Here is a 25,071-nt window from a genome sequence, read left to right as displayed (position 1 = left end):
GGCGGACGGGAGGGACGCGCGAAGGCCGGGCGAAGACGGGCAGGCGCAGCGGGAGGGCGGCGGCGGACGGGGTCAGGCCGCGCGCAGGCGAACCATCTCGGCGTAGCCGTCACGGTAGCCGGGGTAGTCGAGGGCACCGAGGAATGCGTGCATCCGCTCGCCGCTCAGCAGGGTGCCGCCCGCTTCTTCCGGGTGGATGCGCGGGGGCGCATCCACGCCCAGCTCGCCTGCCACGAAGGTCGCGACCTCGCCGAGGGAAGCCGGGCTGGCGTCGGTCGCGTGCAGCAGTTGGGGCGCGTCTCCCCGCTCGAGCAGCGCCTCGATGGCACGCACGAGGTCGGTCTCGTGCACCCGATTCGTCCGACGGGCGTACTGGATCGGGTCGCCAGCGAGCACACGCCGGATGAGGCTGTCCCGCCCCGGGCCGTAGATTCCCGATGGCCGCACGACGGTGGCGCCGAACAGCTCGACCGCGCGTCGCTCGCCGTCGACGAGCGCGCGGCCCCGGTCCGAGGTCGGTTCCGGCGCGTCCGTCTCGCTGATCGAGGAGCCGTCGCCCCTGCCCTCGAACACGCGCGTCGACGACACGAACACGACCCGCTCCGGGATGCTCGGCAGGCCCGCTGCGAGCGTCTCGAGGGAGCGCCGGTAGCCGTCGGGCGCGACGACGCCGTCCACAGAGGGCGGCGGGAGCGTGATGACCAGCGCGTCGACGCCGGGCAGGCTGAGGGGCGCGGCGCCCGAGTCGGCAAGGTCAGCGCGGATGAGCTCGACGCCTGCGCCTGCCACGCGCTCGCCGCGCCGCACGCCGAGCACCTCGGTGCCGCGGGCCGCGTACCGCTCCCCCAGCCGCGCACCGAGCTTGCCGAAGCCGGCGATCAGCAGACGTTCGGGCTTGGACGGGGAGGCTGCGGGGGTGCTCATGCCACGAGCGTAGGTCGCGCCTCCCGCGAGATGCCCCAGAGGGCGCCGAGGCGTATCCTCGGGACGTGACTTCGGAGATCAAGACCCCGTACGAAGACCTGCTGCGCGACGTGCTCGAGACCGGCGCCCGCAAGTCCGACCGCACCGGCACGGGGACGCGCAGCGTGTTCGGCCGCCAGCTTCGGTTCGATCTGTCGGAGAGCTTCCCGCTCATCACGACGAAGCGCGTGCACTTCAAGTCCATCGCGTACGAGCTGCTGTGGTTCCTCCGCGGAGACTCGAACGTGCGCTGGCTGCAGGAGCGCGGCGTAAAGATCTGGGACGAGTGGGCCGACGAGAACGGCGACCTCGGCCCCGTCTACGGCGTGCAGTGGCGCTCCTGGCCGACCCCCGAGGGCGGCCACATCGACCAGATCGAGCAGGTCGTCGCGCAGATCCGCGACAACCCCGACTCCCGCCGCCACATCGTCACGGCCTGGAACCCGGCCGAGATCTCCACCATGGCGCTGCCCCCGTGCCACGCCCTTTTCCAGTTCTACGTCGCCGACGGCAAGCTCTCCTGCCAGCTGTACCAGCGCAGCGCCGACCTGTTCCTCGGCGTGCCGTTCAACATCGCCTCCTACGCCATGCTGACGCTCATGGTGGCGCAGCAGACGGGGCTCGAGCCCGGTGAGTTCGTGTGGACGGGCGGCGACGTGCACATCTACGACAACCACGAGGAGCAGGTGCGGGAGCAGCTGACGCGCGACCCGTACCCGTACCCGCAGCTGCGGGTCCACCGCACCCCCGACACGATCTTCGACTACGAGTTCGAGGACTTCGAGGTCGCGAACTACGAGCACCACCCCACGATCCGCGCGGCGATCGCGGTATGAGCGTCGGGCTCGTCTGGGCGCAGGCGCGCGGCGGCGTGATCGGGGCCGAGGGCGGCATCCCCTGGCACGTGCCCGAGGACCTGGCGCACTTCAAGGCCGTCACGCTCAAGCATCCCGTGATCATGGGCCGCAAGACCTGGGACTCGCTCCCGGAACGCTTCCGTCCGCTGCCGGGGCGTCGGAATATCGTCGTGACACGGCAGGCTGACTGGGCCGCAGAGGGGGCCGAGCGCGCCGGTTCACTCGAGGAGGCGCTCGCCCTCGCGGGCACGAGCACGAATGCAAACGCCGACGCCAATGCAAACGCCGACGCCGACGTGTGGGTCATGGGCGGCGGTGAGCTCTACCGGGAGGCCATCGCGCGCGCCGACCGCCTCGAGGTGACCGAGATCGACCTCGACGTCCCTGGCGACGCGCACGCCCCCGACTGGTCTGGCGAGGAGTGGTCGGTGGACGCCCGCGAGCCGTCGGAGGGCTGGCTCACCTCGCGCACCGGCATCCGGTACAGGTTCCTCAGCCTGTCCCGCTAGGCCAGGCCTGCAGGGTTGCTGGGCACCTCTACCCCGGGGTGAAACCCGGGGTGACTACATGAGTCTGCATGCAACGGCATCTAAACTCATCGCACACCGGAAGCGACGATCCCCGCCACTCCCCCTCCTGATCGATACGCCACCGGTGGGAGAGTGGACGCAGCCATGCTGGGACGAAACCGCGAACTGGCGCTTCTCTCGGCGGTGCGCTCGGAGGACGCGGAGGACTTCCTGCTCTTCACCGGCCCACGGCAGATCGGCAAGACGAGCCTGCTCGAGGCTGGCGCGGCAGATCTCGGCGCGAAGCTCATCCGGCTCAGACGGAGCGAGAGCCAATGGCCCTACTCGGGGCTGTCGGTCATCGCGCTCAGCCTCGGCGGGCCGGCCCAGGAGAGCATCGAGAAGCAGCTCGCGCTGGTCAGAGCCGAGCGACCGCACCCGCTGCACCTCGCCGACGAGTTCGCAGGGCAGCTCCGCGCGAACGCGGCTCCCCTCACCCTCTTCGTCGACGACATCGACCTGCTCGACTCCGACAGCGCTGCAGTGCTCGAGCACCTCGTGCCGCGCCTCCCTGGCACCGGGTTGCGCATCGCCGCGTCAGCGACGCACATCGCTCGCAGCTCGGTCTTCGCCGGGTTCCGACAGCATCCGCTTCGCGCCCTCTCCCGGGAGGAGTCCGTGGAGGTCGCCGCGACCGCATCCCCCGACGGCACGACCCGGGAGGCGCTCATGCTCCTCGCCGTGGCCTCCGATGGCCGCCCGGGGCTGATCGTCTCGGCCAGGCTCAATCAGCGTGAGCGCGACGGCGTCGACCCGATCCGCATCCCGCTCCGAATTCCCAACGCCGTCGCCCCCGAGGCGGCGTCCCACGCCGCTCGCGACTCCGACGACCTCCTGGGGCTCATCGCCCTGGCCCCGTTCTCTTCCCGAACCGCCCTCAGCAGCTCGTCCTGGGCGCAGCAGGACGCGCTCGAGGACCTCATCGAGCACGGCATCGTCGATGTCTCGGACGACCGCGTGCACATCGCCGATCCGGTGGAGCGCGCCGCGCTGCACGCCGCGATGGATGCCCGCCAGCGGCGGGAGGTGCACGCGCTCGGCAAGGAGCTTCATAACGAGCGTTCGTCCGGCATCGCCCTCTGGCACGGGAGCTTCCTCGATGGCGGCGAGAACCTCGAGTTGGATCTGCTCGGCTTCGCCGAGGCATCGGCCAGGGCCGGAGAGGTCGCCACGGCGGTGGAGTTCGCGGAGCGGGCGCTCGCGCTGCGCAGCATGCTGCCGGGTCGCGGCGACCTGCTCTCCCTCCTCGCCGAGGCCTTGTTCTTCCAGGGCGAGTTCAGCCTGGCCCGCCGCTACCTGGGGTTCGGGCGTTCCCTGCAGCACTCGCCTGCGGGTGAGCTCCGCGCGGCGAGGGTCAGCATGCTCTGCACGTTCGCGATCGACCACGTCGTCGCCGACTCGGCCGGCGCCGCTCTCGTGCAGACCCACCGCGCGAGCGCCCCCGAGGCGTGCTCGATCCTCCTCATCACCCTCGCCCGACTGCACCTCGAGCGGTGGGACGTCCAACCGCTCGAGCTCACCCTCCGGCGCACGGTCGAGCTGCAGCTCGTCGACTCCCTGGCTTACCGGCTCCTCGCCACGATCGCAGCTGCCAGCGACGGCGAAGCTCCGGTGCTCGCCGGTGGCGAACCCGAGCAGCAACTGTCCGGTGCAATCCACGACCGCTCGCCCCTCCCCGCAGAAGATGCCTTCCTGCTCTGCCGCATCCTGATCCTGGACGAGCGCTACGTGGAGGCGCGGCGCATCCTCGACGACCTCACCGCGGCTGGGCCGCTGCCGCTCCTCCTCCGCGAATCCGCGCTCGCGCTGCTCACCATGCTCGAGCTGCGACTCGGCAACCTCGAGAAGCTGAGACAGGCCCTCACCCTGTGGACCACGCTCGAGCTGCCAGAGCCAGCACCGGATGCACCGCGCAGGTACCTGATCGCGGCGGCCGCCGCGATGCTCGAGCAGAGCCCCTCGACTCGGGTGAACGAGCTCATCGACCGGGCACGCGAGCAGTGCGATCAGGACGACAACAGCACGCTGCGCCCGCACGTCGCGGTGCTCGCCGGCAGCCGGGCCCTCATCGAGGGCAGGTACGACGACGCCATCCGGGAGCTGCGGCTCGCGAAGCGCTCGCAGGCATCGTTCCGGCGGAACCCGTCCATCCTTCGAGCGGATGCGGAACTCATCGAGTCCCTCTGGCTCGCGGGGAGGCACGACGAGGCAGGCGAGGAGCTGCGTCGGCTGGAGGCCGCCTCCAGAGAGCACCCCTCCACGTGGGCGACCGCCGCCGCAGCTCGGTCCGCCGCGGTCTGCGCCCCCACGGACGCACTCGCAGCGCTCGCCTTCGATGTCGCCGGGGCCCTGGTCCCGGATGGGATCACGCACACGCACGAGCACGCGCGAGTCCTCGCGGCGCGCCGCCGACGATTAGAGGAGCCGCCGCCGACCGCTCCGCCAGACGCAGCATGGGCAGCCCAGCCCGCGCCGCAACGCAAGGGAGCCTCAGCGCTCATCTCACAGCTGGACACCCGCGAACTCGAACTCGCTCAGCTCGTCTGGAGCGGCCACCGCAACCGTGAAATCGCCGGCATCCTGTTCGTGTCGCAGCGCACCGTCGAGCTCCGCCTCACCCGCATCTACCGCAAGCTCGGCGTCGACTCCAGGGCGCGCCTCGTGGCGCTCATGTCGCTGCTCGTCTGACGACCTCAGCCACTGCCCGGTCCGGGGCCAGGTCCGAGTCTGGGGCCGAGTCCGGGGTCGGGTCCACGCTGCGAGCCTCGATCGCCGGGATGCTCCGCCTGGTCGGGCTGATCCAGCGGCCGTCGCCGGCCGCCCCGAACGCTCGCACGAAGGTGAGCATGCAGACCGCCGCATCCACGATGCGCAGGAGCGGGAAGCAGAGCGCCGCCGCGTTCGGGAGCCGCCGCGACAGCACCGCGGCGATGAGAGTGACGCACAGGTCAGGAATGAGGAGCCCGAGCAGCACGATCATCGGCGGGACCGCCCCCGCGATGGCCACGGCCCACTCGAACCCTGCACCGCCGAGGCGCGCGACGTCGGCGAGCAGCCAGGCAAGGGTCGACAGCAGCAGCATCGGCAGCGCGAGCACCAGGATGATGCTCGTCACGAGCACCTCCACGATGCTGATCCCGACGGAGAACCAGAACACCCCGACGTGCGCGCCGTGCCGGCGGACCGTCTGCCAGAAGCCGAGACTCCAGCGCCGCATCTGCAGCACGTAGTCCCGCAGCGTGTCCGGATCCTGCGTCTCGGCGACCGCACAGCTCGGATGGAACGCGATGCGCCCGAGCCGCTTCGCGTGCACCTCGAAGGTCATGTTGTGGTCCTCGATCGCCAGCCCCGCCGCATCGATGTCGACGGAGTCGAGGATGCTCGTGCGGTACATGCTCGCGAACCCGGGGACGATGGCGACCGCATTCGCTCGCCTCGACGCCTGGCCGAACTTCTGCATGCACTGCACGAACACGTAGGTGCGTTCCCGGTAGGCGGTGAGCAGGCGCCCCAGCCAGGTCTCCGGGCGCGGATGCAGTGCACTCGTCGCTCTCCCCGCCACCGCGACCGTGCCAGCGTCGTCGAAGAGCGGCAGGCCCGTCAGCAGGTAGTCGGGTCTGAGCCTGCTGTCGGCGTCGAGCAGCAGCACCACCTGGAACCGGTCCCGGAGGGAGAACCTCGAGATGCCCTCGACCAGCGCACCGGCCTTGCCCCGGTTCGGGAAGATGTCGATCACCTGCACCCCCGCGGCTTCCGCGAGCGCGACCGTGCCGTCCGTCGAGCCGTCCGAGGCGACGAAGATGTTCGCGGCCGGGACCTGCGCTGCGGCCGAACGGATGGTGTCGCCGATGACCTGCTCCTCGTTGTGGGCGGCGATCAGCACGGCCACGTCGCTCGGCTCGAGCCGCCGGGGAGCGCGGCGCTCACCGCCGTCCGCGCCTCCCCCCGCGCTCGAGTGGTGCGCACCGTCGCGCCGCCACACTCGAGCCGCGACGATCCGCAGCAGCCCAGCACCCGACCACAGCACTGTGGAGAGGCTGAAGCTGGCGGCGATCAGGGCCACGAGCACCACCAGCTTCGGGAGTTCGTCGAGCATCCGCGTCATCACCTCGCTGTGATCGGCCTCGGGGCAGGCGGCTGTTCCGCTGCTCCCCGCGTCCGAATCGCTTCGTCGCCCTCCCGACGGTAGATGCTCATCGCGTTCATGAGACCGCAATGCCGCTTCGGTTTCCCGCAAGAAATGGAGGCCCCTCTCGGAAAGCCGCCAACCTCTCGGTCGGCTGTTGATCGCCGGTGCGGGCGGGGCCATGCTGTTGACGCGGAGCGAGTCAACGCCGACCGCCGCACCCATCTGCAGCGCCCTTTCCCCAGGGGGCGATGCTCTGTCGATTCTGGAGACTCCCCATGACCACCTTCGAGAGCGGCCCCGCGGTCGCGATCTCACTCAGTCCGGTGCCCCTCGCTCAGGATGTGCGGCCTCCGGCCACGCAGACGAGCTTCGACTACGACGTGGCCATCGTCGGCCTCGGCTACGTCGGCCTCCCCACCGCTCTCGCCTACCACGCAGCCGGCAGCCGCGTCCTGGCGCTCGATGTCTCGCAGCGCCGGCTCTCCACGATCCGGGCGCAGGATGCGGATCTCCTCGACGGCGATCGTTTGCGACTCGCCACCGCACTCCAGGACGAGGGCTTCGCGCTCACCGACGACCAGGAGCTGCTGAGCAGGGCCGCCGCCATCGTGGTGTGCGTGCCCACCCCAGTCGATGTGCACCTCGTCCCCGACCTGAGCCTCCTCGCCGCCGCAGCCGCGACCGCCGTTGCCGCAGCCGTCGTGGGGCAGCTGCTCATGCTCACCTCGACCACCTACATCGGCTGCACCGAGGACTTCCTCGTCACGCCGCTCCGCAAGCGCGGCCTGGCAGTCGGCAGCGACGTCCACGTCGTGTTCAGCGCCGAGCGCATCAACCCTGGCGTCGACCAGTTCTCCCAGGAGGTCGTGCCCCGCGTCGTCGGCGGCGCCACCCCCGCCTGCGAGGAAGCGGGCGCCACCCTCCTGGGCCGCTACGCGGACGCCGTGCACCGCGTCTCGAGCCTCGAGGTGGCCGAGATGACGAAGATCCTGGAGAACACCTTCAGGGCCGTCAACATCGCCCTCGCCAACGAGTTCGCCGACATCTGCTCCAGTCTCGGAGTACCCATCACCGAGGTCATCGACGCGGCCGCCACCAAGCCGTACGGCTTCATGCCCTTCTACCCGGGCCCCGGCGTGGGCGGCCATTGCATCCCCTGCGACCCCCACTACCTGCTCTGGCAGCTCAAGGAGGAACGCGTCGACGCACCCATGATCGCCCAGGCGATGACGCGGATCGCGGCACGGCCGAGGCAGGTCGTCGACCGCATCCGCGACCTGCTCCTGCAGCTGGGCCTCGGCCTGGAGGGCACCAGAGTGCACGTCATCGGGATCGCCTACAAGCCCGACGTCGCCGACCTGCGCGAGTCCCCGGCGCTCGAGATCCTCTCGCACCTGGACGCGCTCGGCGTCGACCTCGCCTACACCGACTCGCACATCCCGAGCGCCCTCCTCCACTCGGGGAGGCTCCTCGAATCGATCGACGACCCCAGCTCGTTCGACGCCGACCTCATCCTCATCCACACGAGGCACACGGGAGAGGACCTGTCCTGGATACGCGCAGACCAGGTCATCCTCGACAGCACCTACCGGGGCACCGACCTGCCCGGCCGCCACCTCCTCTGACCCGCGACGAGAACAGCGAAAGGCAACGACCATGAGAACACTCGTGACGGGAGGCGCCGGCTTCGTCGGCAGCCACCTCGTGGAACATCTGCTGGCTCAGGGCGACGACGTCGTCATCCTCGACGACATGTCGACGGGGTCCGTCGGCAACCTCATCGAAGCGCGCTCCAACCCGCGGCTCACGATCACCTACGGCTCGATCCTCGACTCGAGGAGCGTGCGCGAGGCGATCGACGGCTGCGACCGGGTCTTCCATCTCGCAGCCCTCGTCGGGGTGAAGCTCATCGTCGAGAACCCCCTTCGAGGGCTGCGTGTCAACCTCCACGGTACCGAGAACGTGCTCAACGCCGCCGTGGGAAGCGGCGCCTCGGTGCTCCTCGTGTCCACGAGCGAGATCTACGGCAAGAACACGGCAGACAGCCTCGACGAGAACAGCGACCGGATCCTCGGCTCCCCGCTCGCCAGCCGCTGGAACTACGCGGCCGCGAAGGGGCTCGACGAGTCCTTCGCGAAGGCCTACTCCGACGAGTACAACCTCGACGTGTCCATCGTCCGCCTGTTCAACACCGTCGGCGAGCGGCAGACCGGCAGGTACGGCATGGTTGTCCCCAACCTCATCACGCAGGCGCTTCGAGGAGAGCCGGTCACCGTCTTCGGCGACGGCGCGCAGACCCGCTGCTTCAGCTATGTCGGGGACATCGTGCCAGCTATGGTGCGGATCTCGGAGCTCGCGGAACCCGGCTGCGAGGCGTACAACCTCGGCGGGGCGCAGGAGGTGTCCGTGCTCGGGCTCGCGCGGCAGATCATCACGCAGCTCGGCAGCGACAGCACCATCGAGTTCGTGCCGTACGACCTGGCATACGCGACCGGCTTCGAGGACATGCGCAGGCGCGTCCCGAACAACACCAAGGCCACGAACCGGGTCGGCTACGTGCCCAGCACGACGCTCGCCGAGATCGTCGACCGCGTCGCCGGCTACGTCCGCTCCCAGGGGGCTCGCTCCGCCGACGTCATGCGTCTCGCGAACCGGGAGCCGGCGACCCCCGTCGGTCGATCGTGAGCGCCATCGTCGCCCGCATCGGGGCGGGCCAGGCAGCACCGCGCCTCATCAGCGCCCTGCGTCGGCAGTCGGGGCCAGGGCACTCCCTCGCCGGGTTGACGCTCAGCGACTACCGCGGGGCGAGCACGACGCTCGTCAGGACGGCGATCGGTGCCCACACCAACCGCCCGCTCGAGCGGATCGACGTGCCCCCGGCACTCCAGGAGTGCGGGTCCGGCATCGGCGTCATCGTCGCCGACGCGTCAGAGGCCGCGACCGACTCCCGCCAGCCCGCCACGGACTGCACGGGCGGCATCACGGTCGTCCACACGGGCGGCATCCGCAACGCGAGAGCCCTCAGCGACGAGCTGCTCGCCGCCGGACACCACCCACGCTCGGGCCACGACTCCTGGTCGTGCGCCGAGATCATCGCGCACCTCGTCGAGGAGGGCATCCGACGCCGGCTCTCTGCGCACTCAGCACTCGACCTCGCCGTGGCCCGCCTCGACGGGAACTGCGGCATCATCGTCCTCGAAGCGGGCCGCGGGCACCTTGCCGCTGCCGCCCACGGCTCCCCGCTCGTCCACGCCAGGACTGCCAACGAGGCGTTCATCGCGAGCGACGTGGACGCGCTCCCCGCGCACATCCACGAGTTCCGCATCCTCGGCGACGGTTACAGCATCGAGGCCCGACATCTCGCGGACCGGTGGCGGCGGCGCGGCCGCGAGCTCTCCTCACCCCAGCTGCACAGCAGGATCTCGGAGATGCCGTCTCCCCCGATGCCCCTGAGAGGACCCCAGAGCAGTGCGCGCGTCCCGACTCCGGCCGCGTGAGGCGGGCGGCAGACGCGCCAAGCTCGCGGGCGCCATGTCGGCCGCGGCGGCGCTCTGCGTCGCGCTGCTGCTGAGCTGGGCCGGACCGCCGCCGGCCGAAGCCGCGCCCGCTCCGTGGACCGTCGTCAGCCTCACCTTCGACGACGGCCGCGACAACCAGATGAACGCCGCCCCCGTGCTCGCCGCGAACGGCGTGCCAGCGACGTTCTTCGTCTCATCCGGACTCATCGACGCGCCCGGCTACTTCACGCGCGCCGAGCTCGACGAGCTGGCCCGTGCCGGCCACGAGATCGGCGGGCACACCGTCGACCATCCCAACCTCGCGGCCCTCCCGCTCGACGAGGCGAAACGCCAGCTGTGCTGGGACAGGAACACGCTCCTCACCTGGGGGTACGACGTGCGCAGCCTCGCGTATCCGTTCGCTTCCACCACCCCGGAGGTCGAAGCGGCGGCCGAGGAATGCGGCTACTCCAGCGCCCGCTCGCTCGGAGAGCTCCGCACCCGATTCGGGTGCGAGCAGTGCGCCGAAGCCGAGAGCATCCCGCCCAGGAACGCCTTCTACACCGAGGCACCCGCGCAGGTCGACAGCAGCTGGACCCTCGAAGACCTGCAGGACAGCGTCACGAGCGCCGAATCCGTCGGCGGATGGGTGCAGCTCACCTTCCACGACCTCTGCGAGACCGGCTGCAGCGAGCTCAACGTCACCCCGAAGCTCCTCGACGACTTCCTCAGATGGCTGACGCCCCGCGCCGAGACGAACGGCACGGTCGTGCAGACCGTCGGCGACACCATCGGCGGCGACGTCCGCCCCCGGGGCGACGCCCCGGAAGCAGCCCCAGCACCGCCCGGCGTCAACGCCATCAAGAACGCGGGCTTCGAAGGCGTCGACGCCGACGGGGTTCCCGCCTGCTGGATGGAGGGCAACTGGGGAGAGAACGCGACCGACTTCGGCACCAGCCGAGCCGCCAACTCCGGCGAGTACGCCGGCATCGTCGCCACCGTCAGACACGCCTCCGGCGACGCGAAGCTCCTCCCCCAACTCGACCTCGGGACCTGCGCGCCCACCGTCCTGCCTGGCACCTCCTACTCGCTGCGCGCCTGGTACTCCTCGACCGCCAAGACCCAGTTCGTCACCTACCTGCGCGCGGCAGAGGGCAGCTGGGAGTACTGGACCGCGAGCCCCTACCTGCACGCCGCATCCGGGTACGAGCGCGCCATCTGGATGACGCCGCCCATCCCGCCCGGCTACACGGGCATGAGCTTCGGCCTGAGCCTCTTCGAAGACGGCGTGCTGCGCGTCGACGACGTCGGCATGTACGCCGCAGGCGGCACCCCGGGGTCGCAGCGGATGCCGCCGGGCGCCGCTCCCGGCGGCATCCGGCCCGGCGCGGCGGTCGCCGTATGAAGCGCGCCCGCCGAAGCGGCATCACGGCAGCCGTGCTCCTGCTCGCGCTCGTCGGCTGCGCGGCCGCGCCCGCCCCTACCGCTACCCCCGCCTCCGCGCCGCGGCAGCTCCCGAGCGGCCAGTACCCGTGGCACACGAACATCATCGCGACGACCTTCTGGGTCGGCGAGCTCTTCGACCCGAACGCGTCCGACGGGAGCCAGATGATCTCCACCTACGACTCCCAGTGGTACGAGTCGTATGGCGGCTGCGATGGCCTCCTCATCAACGGGCCGAACGAGACGAGCACCTGCCAGACCGAGCGACGCAGCGCCGACGACGACTACTTCCCAACGCAGATCACGCCGCTGCAGAACCCCTTCTACCTCGACCTCCCCTTCGACGACGTGCACAACGACGCCGCCTTCGCGATGCGCGGCGACGTCGTCCCCTGGGCGTCGGACCCCGAGTATGCGGGCATCGTCGACGACCGCACGGTGAGCCTCATGAAGAACCGCTGGGTGGTGCTCCACCGCGACGGCCGGTACTGCTACGCGCAGATCCAGGACGCCGGCCCCGCCCTCTACGACGACGCCCGCTACGTCTTCGGCGACGCCGACGAGCGCCCCGCGAACAGCCGCTTCAATGGGGCGGGCCTCGACGTCTCCCCCGCCGTCAACGGCTGCCTCGCATTCGACTCTCTGAACGGCACGAACGACCGTGTCGACTGGGCATTCGTCGACGCCGAAGAGGTGCCGGACGGGCCGTGGACCGTCACGGTCACCACCAGCGGCGTGCAGTGAGTGGCGTCCGGTGAGGAGAGCGGGGCGCTCGCCGCTCGCGCCTCACCGGATGCGCCTCACCGGACGCACCGTCCGAGTCACGCCTGCACGGGTCTCACTCGGAGCCCGCCGAAGCCCCCGTCGACCGACAGGACGCTGCCCGTCGTCGACGCGGAGAGCGGCGACGCGAGGTACGCGACCGCCCCTGCCACCTCGGCCGGCGTGACGAGCCTGCCCGTCGGCTGGCGGGCGTTCATGGCGGCGCGTTCCGCTTCCGGATCGGCGACGTTCGCGACCATCCGCTGCACCCAGGGCGTGTCGGTCGTGCCCGGCGAGACGGCGTTGACGCGGATGCCGTCGTGCACGTGGTCGGCCGCCATCGCGAGCGTCAGCGCGTGCACGGCGCCCTTCGTCGCCGAGTACAGCGCCCGCTGCTGGATTCCCGTCGTCGCGGCGATCGAGGTGAGGTTCACGATGGCCGCCGCGTCCGACTCGCGCAAGGCCGGCATCGCTGCCGCGCACACGCGGGCGACGCCCCGCACGTTGACGTCGAGCACGCGCGCCCAGTCGTCGTCGCTCGAGTCCTCGACCGTGCCGAACGCGCCGATGCCCGCGCAGTTCACGACGACGTCGAGCCGCCCGAAGCGGTCGAGCACGGCCGCGACACCGGCATCCACCGAGGCCCGGTCGGACACGTCGACGCTCACGCCGAGTGCGGGCCCTTCGACCGAGGCCCCGTCGAGGTCGAACACGGCGAGCTGCGCGCCGCGAGCCAGCAGCTCCTCGGCGACGGCGGCGCCGATCCCGGATGCGCCGCCCGTGACGATCGCGACCCTCCCGCCGAACTCTCCGTCGCGGTCAGTCCCGCCGCTGCTCTTGCTGCCGCCGCCGCTCACGCCGCCACCCCCGCGCGCGACGAGCATCCCGCTGCCCCCGAGCATCCCGCTGTTTCCGGATGGCTTCCGCGCTTCGGGATGGCGTGCAAGCCATCCCGAAGCGCGAAACCCATCCGCAGACGGCTGGTGGCGACAGCGCCGGGGACCGCGGACGCGCACGCGCACGCGCACGCGCACGCGGACGCGATCACGAGGCGTCCTCGAAGCGCTGGCGGGCGGTGCCGAGGCCGTCGATGGACAGCTCGACGACGTCACCGTCGCGCAGGTAGGGGTTGCCCTCGATGCCGAGGGCGACACCGGCGGGAGTGCCCGTGTTGATGAGGTCGCCCGGCTGCAGCACCATGAACTGGCTGAGGTACCAGACGACGTGGTTGACGTCGAAGACCTGGTCGGCGGTCGTGCCGTTCTGCCGCGGGACGCCGTTGACGCTGAGGCGGAGGCCGAGGGACTGCACATCGGCGATCTCGTCCGGCGTCGCGACCCACGGGCCGAGGGGGTTGAAGGTCTCGCAGCTCTTGCCCTTGTCCCACTGGCCGCCGCGTTCGAGCTGGAACTCGCGCTCGCTGACGTCGTGGGAGAGCACGTAGCCGCCGATGACGGCGGCGGCGTCGTCCGGCGAGGCGAGGTAGCGGGCCTCTCGGGCGATGACGATGCCGAGCTCCACTTCCCAGTCGGTCTTGACGGAGGTGCGGGGGATGCGCACGGCGTCGAAGGGGCCGACGATCGTCGACGGGTCCTTCATGAAGATGACGGGTTCCTCTGGGATGGCGGCGCCGGTCTCTTCGGCGTGGTCGCGGTAGTTGAGGCCGATGCAGACGATCTTCCCGGGGCGCGCGATGGGGGCCGCGAGATCGAGGCCCTCGAGCTCACGGCCGACGGTGCCGAGGGCGGCCGCTTCGAGTTCGCCGAGCTCGTCGTCGGAGCGGGCGAGGAGCGCGCCGTCGACCCGGTCGACGCCGGCGAGGTCGTAGACGTGGTCGCCGTCGACGATGCCTGGCACGACTCGGTTGCCGTCACGGCGCTGAACGAATCTCACTTGGGGTCCTCCTGGTGGTCGGTGGTGAAGCTTCTCGGGTCGATGAGCCTGTGGTCGGCGAGGTCGCGCCAGAGTTCGTCCGGCACGGCGACGGATGCGCGTCTGAGGTTGTCGTGCACCTGGGCCGCGTTCCGCATGCCGAGGGCGATGCCGGCGACGGCGGGGTGCTGCAGAGGGAACGCGAGTGCCGCATCCGGGAGCGTGACGCCGTGCCGCTCGCAGAGCTCGGCGATGCGGTGCACCCGCTCGAGCACCTCCGGCGGGGCCGGCAGGTAGTTGTAGACGGCGTCCGGTCCTGGGCGTGGGGTCGAGAGGAGGCCCGAGTTGTAGACGCCGACCGCGATGACGGAGGCGCCGGAGCGCCTGGCGGGTTCGAGGACGGCGTCGAGGCCTGGCTGCTCGAGGAGCGTGTAGCGGCCGGCGAGCATGGCGACGTCGATGAGGCGCTCGTCGAAGAGCTCGCCGAGCTGGTGGGTCTCGTTGGTGCCGACGCCGATGGCACCCACGACGCCTTCGTCGCGCAGCTCGCGGAGCGTCACGAGCGCTTCGCGAGCGGCGCCTTCGCTGAACGCGTCGGGGTCGTGCACGAAGACGATGTCGACGCGGTCGGTGCCGAGCCGTTCGAGGCTGCCCTCGAGGCTCTGGAGCACGCCGTCTCGGCTGAAGTCCCAGGCACGTGTGAGGTCGTCGGGCACGACGAACCCGTCATCGACGCCCGTCGGGTTCGGGTTGGGCACCAGCAGGCGGCCGACCTTCGTCGAGATGACGAGCTCTTCGCGCGGGTAGGCCGCGAGGGCCGCGCCGAGGCGCCGCTCCGAGAGCCCGAGCCCGTAGTGCGGTGCCGTGTCGAAGAAGCGGATGCCCGCTTCCCACGCCGCCGTGACTGCTCCTGCCGCTTCCTCGTCACCCGTCTCGCGGTAGAGGTTGCCGAGGGAGGCGGCGCCGAAGCCGATGCGGCTCACGCGCACGTCGGTCTCGCCGAGGCGTCGCCGTTCGAGGCCTCCGCCGTTTGCTCGCGAGTCGGCGGGGGCGGCTGCGGACTCCAGAGGTCCGACCCCGATCCCGGCAGAGCCGTCGGCGGCGCTCACGACGCCACCCCGCTCATTCCGTAGACACGCTCGGCGGTGCCGGCGTCGATCTGCCGCTGCTCGTCGGCGCTGAGGGCGGACGTGGCGGATCGATACGCGTCGATCCAGCCCCGGTAGCCACCACGCGTGAGGCGCACGAGCGGCCAGTCGGAGCCGAACATGAGGCGGGACGGTCCGAACAGCTCGAGCGCGGGGTCGATCGCGCGCTCGAGCGCCTCCTGCGACCAGTCGCCCCAGTCGTCCTCGATCGTGAGGCCGGAGACCTTGGCGGCGACGTTCGGCAGCGCCGCGAGCTGCCGCAGGCCCGCGTTCCAGGCGTCGAGCTGCCCCGTCGACAGGGGCGGCTTGCCGAGGTGGTCGAGCACGAAGCTCGTGTCAGGCACGCGCGCAGCGAGCCGGGCCGCCTGCTCGAGCTGCCACGGCCGGATCACGAGGTCGAACGCGAGCGACCGCGCGCCCAGCTCGGCGAGACCGTCGGCGACGTCGTCGCGCGAGAGCCAGCGCTCGTCCTCGTCGATGTGCACGGGGTGGCGGATGCCGACCAGCTTCGACGAGCCCGCGTGCCCGCTGAGCGCATCCAGCTGGATGCGCACGCCCGCAGCTCCGGCCCGCAGGTCAACCCAGCCCACGACTCCGGCGAGCTCCGGGGTGCGCTGAGCCTCGTCGAAGAGGTAGTCGTTCTCGATGAGGGCGCGGTCGGACTGCACGACCACGGCGCGCGAGATGCCCGCCTCGCGCAGCTGCTCCGACAGGTGGTCGCCCGAGAAGTCCCGGTCGATGGCCGACATCGAGTCAGGGTCGATCCAGGTCTGCGGCACAAGCGAGCGGTCCCAGAGGTGCACGTGCGTGTCGACGGGGATGCGCGCCGCGAGCTCGCGGACTCCGCCGCCGCCGGGACCCGCATCCACTGCGGAGAGCGTCTCGCCGTTCATCCCTTCGTGCCGCCCGCGGTCATCCCGGAGACGAGGAAGCGCTGCGAGAACAGGAAGATGATGACGATCGGCGCAACCGAGAGCAGCGTCGCGAGGGCCAGCGTCGGCAGCTCGATGACGATGCTCGTGGCCGTCGTGGGGTTGAACTGGGGCACGTTCGAGAGCAGGTTGGCGAGGCCGACCTGCACCGGCACGTTCTTGCCGCCGACCATGAGGAACGGCAGGAAGTAGTTGTTCCAGTTGCCCGTGAAGCTGAAGAACCCGACCAGGGCGATGACGGGCGCCGCGAGCGGCATCGCGACCTGCGCGAAGACCCGCAGCTCGCTCGCACCGTCGATGCGCGCCGCATCCAGCAGGTCACGCGAGACGGCCGTCGAGAAGTAGATGTAGGTCAGGTACACGCCGAAGGGGAAGAACGAGAAGGGCAGGATCACGGCGAGCGGCGACCCGATGAGCTTCACCGCGCTCAGCTCGAGGAAGATCGGCAGCACCAGTGCCGTGTTGGGGATGAGCATGACGATGAGCGTCACGAGCAGCAGCGCCTTGCGGCCAGGGAAGTTGCCGAGCGCGAGCGCGTAGCCGGCGGGAACGCTCACGATGAGCGTGATCACGAGCGCGCCGAACGAGTACAGGGCCGAGTTGCCGATCCACGTGAGGAAGATGCCGTTCTGGAAGCTGAAGAGCTGCTCCCAGTTCGCGGCCAGCTGCTCGAACGAGCCGAACGACATGGGGTTCTCGAGCAGCAGCGAACGCGCATCCTTGGTGCCCGCGAGCAGCAGCCACACGATGGGCAGCAGGAAGAACACGACGAACGAGGCGATGACGGCGCCGAGCACGATGCGCATGATCCACTCGCCCGGCGTCAGCTTGCGGGCGAGCGCCTTGGTGACGGGATGCGCCGTGTCCTGGTGCTCGACGTTCCTGGTGTGCACGGTGTCAGTCACGTTCGAACAGCTTTCCCTTGAGGATGAAGACCGTCGAGAGCGCGAGGGCGACGACGAGCAGCGTGATGGAGATGGCGGCCGAGCCGGAGAAGTCGCCCTGCTTGAACGCGTAGAGGTACGCGAGCTGGTTGAGCGAGTAGTCCTCTGGCACGACGCCGCGGCTGGCCTGCGAGAGCACTCGCGGCTCGACGAAGAGCTGCGTTCCCGCGGCGAGCGACATGATGCCCATGTAGGAGATCCACTTGGTCATCATGGGCAGCTGGATGTAGAGGGCGACCTGGAGCGGGTTGGCTCCGTCGACCCTGGCGGCTTCGATGACCTCGTTGCTGATGTTGTTGAGGGCGCCGTACATGATGACGATCCAGCTGCCAGCGCCGGTCCAGAACGCGATGACCGTGAAGACGATGGGCAGGTTGTCGATGGAGACGGTGCGGATGAGCGAGTCGTAGCCCATCGCGCGCAGCAGGCCGGCGACGGGGCTGACGGTCGGGTCGAGCAGGAACAGCCAGAGCATGACGCTCGACGCTCCTGCGATGGCTCCTGGGATGTAGTACAGGAAGCGGATGCTCACGCTCAGCCACTTGGCGCGGATCGAGTGCACGATGATCGCCAGGAACGTCACGAGGATGATGAGGCTGATGAGCCAGAACACGATGTAGAGCGTGACGTGGCCGACGGCGGGCAGGAATCGGTAGTCGCCGAAGACCCGCACGAAGTTGTCGATTCCGACGAAGACGCCGTCCTTGGTGATGGACAGGAAGACCGCGTAGAGGGTCGGGATGATCCCGAAGGCGAGGAGGAGCAGGACGTAGCCGCTGATGAAGACGTAGCCGAAGCGGGTCTCGTTCGCGAGCGGGTTGGCGGCGCGCTTGCGCTTCGCCGTGCGTGGTTTCTTCGGCCCCGCCGGGTCGGCGTCGCTCAGGAGAGCGGCGCCGACCGCGGGTGCAGCCTGGGTGGAGGTCATTCGGCGGCCGTGTACCCGTTCACCTGTGCTTCGTTGAGCACTTCGGTCTGCCAGTCCGGGAGGACCGACTCGATGGTCTTGCCGTCTGCGATCGCCGGCATGACGGTGGTCGCCCAGGCGGTCTCCGGACTGAATCGCGCGGATGCCCAGCCGCTCCAGATGCTGCCGCCGGCGTCGATCATCTGCTGCTCGAAGCCGTCGATGAAGTAGTTGGTCTCGGCGAGCTTGCCGAGCCATCCCTCCGCGGCGGAGGAGTAGGCGGGGTATCCGCTCGAGAGCTCGACCTGGAACTCGGGGGCGCTCACCGCGAACTCGAGGAACGTCTTGACCGATTCGAGGTTCTGCGTGTGGCTCGAGGCGTACCAGATGCCGCCGCCGACGTTGCCGGTGGCGATCTCCTCGCCCTCCCAGGCGAGGGGAGCTGCCACGCCCAGCTGACCTTCCGGGACCTGAAGGGCGCTCTGGAAAACGGCGCCCGTGTACCAGACCGGCCCGGGCATGACGACGACCTTGTCGGCGTACTTGGACGTGAACTCGGCGCTGAAGACGCTGTCCTGAACGATCGTGCCGTTGGCGATCATCTTGTCGAGGATCTTGCTGATCTCGACGGAGTTCGAGGCCTCCATGTCGGCGACGAAGGTGTCGCCTTCGGTCTGGAAGACGGGTGACTGCGTGCCCTGGTAGTAGACGTAGGGCATGAAGGCGTCGCCGACGCTGCCGAGGATGTAGCCGGGGTGCTCTGCCGCGAGCTTGTCGCCGAGCTCTCCGTACTCCTCCCACGTGGTGGGCACCTCGTAGCCGAACTGGTCGAGCAGCGGCTGGTTGTAGTAGGTGACGACCTGCGCGAGGTCGTTGCGGAGCCCGTAGACGGTGTCATCGATCGTGGAGGGGTCGAGGGCGCCTGCGGAGAAGCCGTCGAGGAACTCCTGGTCGAAGAAGCCCTGGTTGAGGGGAGCCGCGAAGCCCTGCCCGCCACCCGGCGCGGGCTGCGAGGCCCACGAGGCATCGTTCTGCTGGGTGGAGAACACCACGTCGGGCCAGCCCTCGCCGGCCTGGTCCATGAGGGCGATGCGGGTTTGGAAGGTGCCGCTGCCGCCGGCGTTGCCGTCGTAGACCTCGTACTCGATCGGGACGTCGGGGTTGGCTTCCTTGAAGGCGGCGATGGCCGGCTCGCGGGCCGCGTCGACCCAGACCATGATGGGACTGTCAGCGACCTGCTCTGCAGTCGCGAAGCCGTACTCGCTGTTGACTTCGCCGCCGGCTCCCCCGGAGCATCCGGCGAGCAGGAGAGCTGAGGCAGCAGCTGCCGCGATGGTGGCGATGCGCCTGCTGCGGCGCTTCTGGGACGAATCTTGCAACATTGTGCGTCCTTTTCTGGTCGACGTCGTTGACGACTGCTGCCCGCAGGTCGGGGCTGATGCGATTACATCATACGTCTGACGTTAGAGCAAGGGATCCTGGTAGCGCTGCCAACAATTGGTACTATGTATCACCTATTGAAGACTCGACCGGGAGAGCAACGATGCTGTCAGCACATTACGTCGGCCAGAAGACCATCGAGATCCGCACGAGCACGAGCGTGCCACCCGGCGAGGGAGAAGTGCAGATCGCCGTGGCCTACGTCGGGATCTGCGGAACCGACCTCCACATTCTGCACGGCGCGATGGATCAGCGCATCACCCACAGCGGCATCATCGGCCACGAGATGAGCGGCACGATCGCCGCCGTCGGGCCCGGCGTCGATGGCTGGGCCGACGGCGATGCCGTGACCGTCATGCCGCTCGCCTGGGACGGCACGTGCCCCGCCTGCCTCGCGGGCCACAGCCACATCTGCCAGAACCTCGACTTCATCGGCATCGACTCGACGGGCGCACTGCAGGAGTACTGGAACGTGCCGGCATCCACCCTCGTCAGGCTGCCCAAGGGCATGTCGCTTGCGCACGCTGCGCTCGTCGAGCCCGTCGCCGTCGCCGCCCATGACGTCCGGCGCTCTGGTCTCACGGCGGGCGACAAGGCCCTCATCATCGGCGGGGGCCCCATCGGTGTGCTCATCGCCACCGTCGCACGCGAGGCGGGAGCGGAGGTCCGGCTCTTCGAACTCGACCCCCAGCGTCGGGCTGCCGCGGAGGCGCTCGGCATCGAGGTCGCGGACCCGAGAACCCCCGACGCCGCCGACGCCATCGAGACCTGGACCGGCGGGGCCGGCGCCGACGTGGTGTTCGAGGTCTCCGGATCCGCGGCGGCAGTGCTGACCGCGACGAGCTTCGTGAAGGTGCGGGGCACGCTCGTGATCGTCGCCATCCACCCGCAGCCGCGCCCCATCGACCTGCACCGCGTGTTCTGGCGCGAGCTCACCATCGTCGGGGCGCGAGTCTACGAGCGCGAGGACTTCGAGCGGGCCGCGTCGCTGCTCGCACGCGGCGTCATCCCCGCCGACGCGCTCATCACCGAGACGGTACCCCTGGGCGAGACGGCGAACGCCTTCGCGACGCTCGAGAACGGCCGGGCCATGAAGGTGCTCGTCGACGTTCGCGCCCCGTCGCTCTCGCGCTCCGGCGGCCCCACCTGCGCCGAACGCCCCGGACCAGCGGCAGGATGATCGGCTGGCCGAGCAGGATCCCGAGGAGCACGAGCCCCATCCCGATGGCCTGCTGACCCTCAAGCACCTCGCCCGCCAGGAGCGTTCCGAGCACGACCCCCGTCACGGGATTGAGGAGGCCGATGAGCCCCGTCGTGCCCGCCGGCAGGTTCTTGAGCCCGCCGAACCAGGCGAGGTAGGCGAGTGTCGTCGAGAAGAGTCCGACGTACGCGAGCGCGGCGATGGCTGGTCCGTCGTAGCTGGGGATGAGCCCTTCGACAAGCAGCGCGACGGGCAGCAGCACGAGGCCGCCACCCACCAGCTGCCAGGCGGTCAGGGGCAGGAGGCTGACGTCGCTCCCCCACCGCTTGACGAGCACGAAGCCGAATGAGGCGAGCGCCATTGCCGCGACGGATGCGAGCACACCCCGCCAGTCGATGGCGGTCGACCCGGCCGCGAGCATGAGCACGACCCCGAGGAGCCCGACCGCGGCGCCGGCGACGGGGAGCGCTCGCAGCCGTTCGCCGAGCATCGACGCGGCGAACAGCATCATCACGATGGGCGAGACCGCCATGATCATCGAGGCGATGCTCGACGGCAGCAACTGGGAGGCGACGTACACGAGCGCGAAGAACGCGCTCATGTTGATCGTGCCGAGCACCAGCGCGCGCCACCACCATGCCCCTTCGGGCAGCTTCCTGCCGACGAGCAGGAGCACCAGCCCCGCTGGGAGCGCACGGAGCACGGCGCCCCAGAGCGGCGAGTCGGCGGGCAGGAACGCCCCGATCACGGTGTAGTTGCTCCCCCAGGCGATCGGTGCGATCGCGGTGATGAGCATCCAGCGCCATTTAGCTTCCATGGAAGACACTCTAGCTTCCACGGAAGGTATGCTGGCAACATGCGAGCACCCGACGACCGCGTCACCCAGATCCTGGCCGAGTGGGAGCGCGAGCGCCCCGACCTCGACGCCTCCCCCATGGGCGTCATCGGCCGCATCCACCGCATCGGCATCCACCTCACGGAAGAGCTCACACGCGCCTACCGCGAGTACGGACTCGGCGAAGGCGACTTCGACGTGCTCGCGACCCTGCGACGAGCCGGCGCCCCCTTCGAGCGCACCCCGAGCGAGCTCGCCGCGTCGACCATGGTCACGACAGGCGCCATGACGAAGCGCGTCGACCGGCTCGAAGGGGCGGGCCTCGTCACGAGAAGGGTGAGCGATGCGGATGGCCGGGGCCGGGTCGTGCAGCTCACCGAGCGCGGGCTCGAGCTCATCGACGCGGCCTACACACGACACCTCGAGAACGAGGAGCGGCTCCTCGGGGACGTGAGCGCAGACGACCGGGCGGCCCTCGCCCGCATCCTCGGCACCTGGCTCGCCGAGGTCGAGAACCGCGACGCCGCCGGAGCGCGCCGCCCTGGCAGCTGACACCCCCTCCACCGCCGCCACGCAGCGACGGCCGGGGCGCGACCTACACTGACGACATGCTCGATCCGCACCGCCCGGACCGCCACCCCCTCGACGACGAGGGCGTCGACGGCATCGCCGCGCGCCTCTCCCGGATGGTCCGCGTGCGCACCGTCGAAGACGCCGACGCCGACGCAACCGACACCCTCGCCCCGTTCGCGGAGTTCCTCGCGCTCCTGCAGGAGCTGTACCCGCTCGCGAACGCCCAACTCGAGCGCGAGCTCGTGACCGAACGGGGCGTGCTCTACCGCTGGCCGGGCAGCGCGAGCCCCGGCGGCGACGGCAGCAGCAGCGACTTCGACGCGACGGCATCCGGCCCGCTTGTCCTCATGGCGCACTTCGACGTCGTCCCCGCCTTCGAAGCCGAGGGCTGGACGCATCCGCCTTTCGACGGCGTCATCGCCGACGGCTCCGTCTGGGGCCGCGGAACGCTCGACGACAAGGGGCCGCTCTGCGTCATCATGGAGGCCGTCGAGGCGCTGCTCGCAGAGGGCCACACGCCCCCGCGCGACGTGTACCTCTGGTTCGGCGGCGACGAGGAGACGCACTCCGGCGCCGCCACCGCGGCCGCCGCGCTCTTTCGCGAGCGCCGCCTGACACCGTGGCTCGTGCTCGACGAGGGCGGTGCCGTGGTGGATGCTCCCCTGCCGTTCATCGACGTGCCAGCCGCCATGATCGGGGTCGGCGAGAAGGGCTCGGTCAACGTCATCCTCGAGGCGAGCGGCGACGCGGGGCACGCCTCAGCACCCTCCGGGCTGACACCGACGGCGCGCCTCGCGAGGGCGGTGTCTCGCGTCGAGCGACGCCCGTTCCCCGCCCGCCTGAACCCGGTGGCCCGTGAGATGTTCGCGACGTTCACGCCGCACGCGCACGGCTCCGGCAAGGTCATCCTCGAGACCCTCACCAGGGCACCCCAGCTCGCAGCGCACGCACTCGCCCGCCTCGGCGGTGACGCCGCCGCGCTCGTCCGGACGACCCTCGCGACGACACGCCTCAGCGGCGGCACCGCCGACAACGTGCTCCCCGCGAGCGCCAGCGCCACCCTCAACTGCCGCATCGCGCCCGGGGAGAGCGTCGCCAGCACCGTACGGCACGTGCGACGCGCCATCCGGGACCGCGAGGTGCGCATCCGCACCACCGACCCGAACGAGCCCACCACGATCGCGCCGACCGACAACCCGCAGTTCCGCCTCCTGCAGGACGCAGCGCGAGCCGCGTACCCGGAGGCCATCGCGGCCCCGTACATCACGCTCGCCGCGACCGACGCGAAGCACTTCCAGCGCTTCGCGCCCGCCACCTACCGTTTCGCGCCGCTCGCCATGGACGCCGCGCAGCGGGCCGCCATCCACGGGGTCGACGAGCGCGTCTCGATCGCGAGCCTCCACGCCGGCGTGAAGTTCCACACGACACTGCTGCGCTCCCTCTGACATCCCGACACCGAGAGTCCCTCGAGGAAAGGCACCACCGTGCACCGTCTCCGCTCCACCGGCTTCGCCTCCATCGCCGGCATCGTCGGGTTCCTGGCCTTCGTGGAGTTCACGAGCGGGATCCTGCAGGGCTACTACACCCCGCTGCTCACCGACATCGCGCGCCACCTCGGCATCCACGACGCCGACGTCAACTGGCTCGAGGGCGCGCAGCTCATGCTGTCGGCACTCGTCGTGCCGGTGCTCGCGAAGCTCGGCGACATGATCGGCCAGCGAAAGGTGCTGCTCGCCTCGACCGCGGTGACGGCACTCGCCTCGTTCGGCCTGGTCTTCGCGCAGGAGTTCTGGATGTTCCTCGTCGCCTGGGCGCTGCAGGGCTTCTACGTCATCTGGCTGCCCCTCGAGATCGCACTCATCTGGTCGCGGACCCGCGAGCGCCCCAACTCCGCCAGACTCACCCGAACCTCCGCCGGCGTGCTCGTCGCCGCCCTGCAGCTCGGTGCCATCGCGGGCGCGCTCAGCGCCGGAGCGCTCGCCGAGTCGCTGCCGGTGCAGGTTCTCCTGCTGATCCCAGCGATCGCCGTCGCCCTCTGCTTCTTCGTGATCCTCTTCGGCGTCAAGGAATCGCCCAGCCCGGTCGGCGGCAAGCTCGACTACCCGGGCCTCCTGCTCCTCAGCTTCGCCCTCCTCTCGTTCACGGGCGGCCTCAGCCTGCTCCGCGTCACCGGCCCCGGCGACCTCTCCTCGTGGCTCGTCGTCCTGCTCGGCCTCGCCGGGCTCGCGCTCTTCGCGCGCGTCGAGCTCGGACGCCCAGACCCCCTCATCGACGTGCGCCTGTTCCGGTCGTCGGCGCTCTGGCCCGTGTTCCTCACAGCGGGGCTCTTCGGCGTGAGCGTGCTCGGCGCGCAGGCACCCCTCTCGACGTTCGCACGCACCGACCCGAGCGTGTACGGCTACGGGCTCGGCGCATCCGCCGGCCAGACGTCGATCCTCATCGGCTCCTACGTGCTCTCGATGGTCGTGGGGGCGCTGCTCTACTCGCAGGTCACGAAGCTGCTCGCACCCCGCGTCGCACTCATCGGCGCGAGCGGTCTCGTCGCGACGGGCTACCTCCTGTTCCTGCCGTTCCACGACGGCTACCTGCAGGCGGTCACCAACATGGTCATCGCCGGCATCGGCTCGGGGGCGCTTGTCGCCGCGCTGCCATCGGCCGCCGCGGCGGCCGCACCCGCGACGCAGACGGGCGTCGCGACGGGCCTCACCAACTCGGTGAAGACGCTGGGCGGCGCGATGGCGTCGTGCGTGTTCGGCATCGCCCTGCTCGGCACGCTCGCGAATGCGCCAGCCGCCGAGGGGACGGCCGGTTCGCTCGCCGGGTACTTCACGGTGTGGACGGTGTGCGGGCTCACGGCCGTCGCCGCCGCGATCGCCCTCTGCTTCGTGCCGAAGGCCGCGTTCCAGGATGCGCCGGAGCGCGCCGACCGGCCTCCCGTCGTCGCGTAGCGCCCCGGCCGCGGGCTCGCGCCGCGGATCCACGCCCACGCCGCGACCCCACCC

21 protein-coding genes and 1 pseudogene are annotated in these 25,071 nt (G+C 70.3%); 12 read left to right on the top strand and 10 right to left on the bottom strand.

From position 1 onward, the window contains the following. Positions 1–72 precede the first annotated feature (72 nt). Positions 73–924 (bottom strand): sugar nucleotide-binding protein, encoded by an 852-nt coding sequence (locus C5B99_RS18690; RefSeq protein ID WP_104244915.1) that lies wholly within the window; start codon positions 922–924, stop codon positions 73–75. Between the two features lie 65 nt (positions 925–989). Between C5B99_RS18690 and C5B99_RS18685 the strand changes: the two genes are divergently transcribed. From C5B99_RS18685 to C5B99_RS18675, 3 genes are all read left to right on the top strand, one after another. Then, positions 990–1,799, top strand: coding sequence for a thymidylate synthase (locus C5B99_RS18685; protein ID WP_104244913.1), 810 nt, complete (start codon positions 990–992; stop codon positions 1,797–1,799). Beyond that, positions 1,796–2,329: a dihydrofolate reductase gene (locus C5B99_RS18680; protein WP_104244911.1), complete on the top strand. Its 534-nt coding sequence runs from the start codon at positions 1,796–1,798 to the stop codon at positions 2,327–2,329. The genes C5B99_RS18685 and C5B99_RS18680 overlap by 4 nt, the downstream gene beginning before the upstream one ends. Before the next feature lie 165 nt (positions 2,330–2,494). Further along, positions 2,495–5,077, top strand: a complete 2,583-nt coding sequence (locus C5B99_RS18675; protein WP_146082066.1) for a helix-turn-helix transcriptional regulator — start codon at positions 2,495–2,497, stop codon at positions 5,075–5,077. On the opposite strand, the gene C5B99_RS18670 is transcribed toward C5B99_RS18675, so the two are convergent. Beyond that, the gene (locus C5B99_RS18670; protein ID WP_104244925.1) at positions 5,058–6,485 is read right to left on the bottom strand and encodes a glycosyltransferase family 2 protein; all 1,428 of its coding nucleotides are present in this window, start codon (positions 6,483–6,485) and stop codon (positions 5,058–5,060) included. The two genes, C5B99_RS18675 and C5B99_RS18670, sit on opposite strands and share 20 nt — an antisense overlap. 308 nt (positions 6,486–6,793) lie before the next feature. Between C5B99_RS18670 and C5B99_RS18665 the strand changes: the two genes are divergently transcribed. Genes C5B99_RS18665 through C5B99_RS18645 form a run of 5 tightly spaced genes read left to right on the top strand, consistent with a single transcriptional unit; the run spans position 6,794 to position 12,202 of the window. Next, positions 6,794–8,143 carry a nucleotide sugar dehydrogenase gene (locus C5B99_RS18665; RefSeq protein ID WP_104244907.1) on the top strand — a complete coding sequence of 450 codons (1,350 nt, stop codon included), beginning with the start codon at positions 6,794–6,796 and terminating at the stop codon, positions 8,141–8,143. Between the two features lie 31 nt (positions 8,144–8,174). Beyond that, the gene (locus C5B99_RS18660) at positions 8,175–9,203 is read left to right on the top strand and encodes an NAD(P)-dependent oxidoreductase (RefSeq protein ID WP_104244905.1); all 1,029 of its coding nucleotides are present in this window, start codon (positions 8,175–8,177) and stop codon (positions 9,201–9,203) included. Further along, on the top strand, positions 9,200–10,015 hold the full coding sequence (locus C5B99_RS18655) for a hypothetical protein (protein ID WP_181065061.1): 816 nt from the start codon (positions 9,200–9,202) through the stop codon (positions 10,013–10,015). The genes C5B99_RS18660 and C5B99_RS18655 overlap by 4 nt, the downstream gene beginning before the upstream one ends. Beyond that, positions 9,987–11,420: a polysaccharide deacetylase family protein gene (locus C5B99_RS18650; protein ID WP_104244901.1), complete on the top strand. Its 1,434-nt coding sequence runs from the start codon at positions 9,987–9,989 to the stop codon at positions 11,418–11,420. Before C5B99_RS18655 ends, C5B99_RS18650 begins: the two co-directional genes overlap by 29 nt. Then, positions 11,417–12,202, top strand: a complete 786-nt coding sequence (locus C5B99_RS18645; protein ID WP_104244899.1) for a hypothetical protein — start codon at positions 11,417–11,419, stop codon at positions 12,200–12,202. Before C5B99_RS18650 ends, C5B99_RS18645 begins: the two co-directional genes overlap by 4 nt. Before the next feature lie 77 nt (positions 12,203–12,279). Here the strand turns inward: C5B99_RS18645 and C5B99_RS18640 are convergent, their stop codons facing one another. From C5B99_RS18640 to C5B99_RS18610, 7 genes are all read right to left on the bottom strand, one after another. Further along, on the bottom strand, positions 12,280–13,122 hold the full coding sequence (locus tag C5B99_RS18640; protein ID WP_258063564.1) for an SDR family NAD(P)-dependent oxidoreductase: 843 nt from the start codon (positions 13,120–13,122) through the stop codon (positions 12,280–12,282). Positions 13,123–13,264: 142 nt separating this feature from the next. Next, positions 13,265–14,113: a fumarylacetoacetate hydrolase family protein gene (locus tag C5B99_RS18635; protein WP_104244897.1), complete on the bottom strand. Its 849-nt coding sequence runs from the start codon at positions 14,111–14,113 to the stop codon at positions 13,265–13,267. Then, positions 14,110–15,201, bottom strand: coding sequence for an aldo/keto reductase (locus C5B99_RS18630; protein ID WP_258063563.1), 1,092 nt, complete (start codon positions 15,199–15,201; stop codon positions 14,110–14,112). The genes C5B99_RS18635 and C5B99_RS18630 overlap by 4 nt, the downstream gene beginning before the upstream one ends. Next, entirely contained in the window at positions 15,198–16,133 is a 936-nt protein-coding gene (locus C5B99_RS18625) for an amidohydrolase (RefSeq protein WP_104244895.1), read from the bottom strand. The genes C5B99_RS18630 and C5B99_RS18625 overlap by 4 nt, the downstream gene beginning before the upstream one ends. After that, positions 16,130–17,077, bottom strand: a complete 948-nt coding sequence (locus tag C5B99_RS18620) for a carbohydrate ABC transporter permease (RefSeq protein WP_258063562.1) — start codon at positions 17,075–17,077, stop codon at positions 16,130–16,132. The genes C5B99_RS18625 and C5B99_RS18620 overlap by 4 nt, the downstream gene beginning before the upstream one ends. After that, positions 17,070–18,041: a carbohydrate ABC transporter permease gene (locus tag C5B99_RS18615; RefSeq protein WP_228496640.1), complete on the bottom strand. Its 972-nt coding sequence runs from the start codon at positions 18,039–18,041 to the stop codon at positions 17,070–17,072. Before C5B99_RS18615 ends, C5B99_RS18620 begins: the two co-directional genes overlap by 8 nt. Beyond that, positions 18,038–19,402: an ABC transporter substrate-binding protein gene (locus C5B99_RS18610; RefSeq protein ID WP_104244893.1), complete on the bottom strand. Its 1,365-nt coding sequence runs from the start codon at positions 19,400–19,402 to the stop codon at positions 18,038–18,040. The genes C5B99_RS18615 and C5B99_RS18610 overlap by 4 nt, the downstream gene beginning before the upstream one ends. A gap of 161 nt (positions 19,403–19,563) precedes the next feature. On the opposite strand from C5B99_RS18610, the gene C5B99_RS18605 reads away from it, so the two are divergent. Further along, complete coding sequence (locus C5B99_RS18605; RefSeq protein WP_104244891.1) at positions 19,564–20,640, top strand: zinc-binding dehydrogenase; 1,077 nt, start codon at positions 19,564–19,566, stop codon at positions 20,638–20,640. A gap of 22 nt (positions 20,641–20,662) precedes the next feature. On the opposite strand, the pseudogene C5B99_RS19745 reads toward C5B99_RS18605, so the two are convergent. Continuing rightward, a pseudogene (locus tag C5B99_RS19745) lies at positions 20,663–21,457 on the bottom strand (EamA family transporter); the annotation flags it as partial. 60 nt (positions 21,458–21,517) lie between these two features. Here C5B99_RS19745 and C5B99_RS18595 point away from each other — a divergent pair. From C5B99_RS18595 to C5B99_RS18585, 3 genes are read left to right on the top strand one after another with little or no spacing between them, the layout of a single operon-like run. Next, complete coding sequence (locus C5B99_RS18595; RefSeq protein ID WP_104244887.1) at positions 21,518–22,048, top strand: MarR family winged helix-turn-helix transcriptional regulator; 531 nt, start codon at positions 21,518–21,520, stop codon at positions 22,046–22,048. A gap of 56 nt (positions 22,049–22,104) precedes the next feature. Continuing rightward, positions 22,105–23,514, top strand: a complete 1,410-nt coding sequence (locus C5B99_RS18590; protein WP_104244885.1) for a M20/M25/M40 family metallo-hydrolase — start codon at positions 22,105–22,107, stop codon at positions 23,512–23,514. Between the two features lie 39 nt (positions 23,515–23,553). Further along, positions 23,554–25,017, top strand: a complete 1,464-nt coding sequence (locus C5B99_RS18585; protein WP_104244883.1) for an MFS transporter — start codon at positions 23,554–23,556, stop codon at positions 25,015–25,017. Positions 25,018–25,071 lie beyond the last annotated feature (54 nt).

The sequence above is a fragment of the Pseudoclavibacter sp. Z016 genome (assembly GCF_002931215.1).
Classification (GTDB): Bacteria; Actinomycetota; Actinomycetes; order Actinomycetales; family Microbacteriaceae; genus Pseudoclavibacter.
This window is presented reverse-complemented; position numbering and strand designations above follow the sequence as displayed.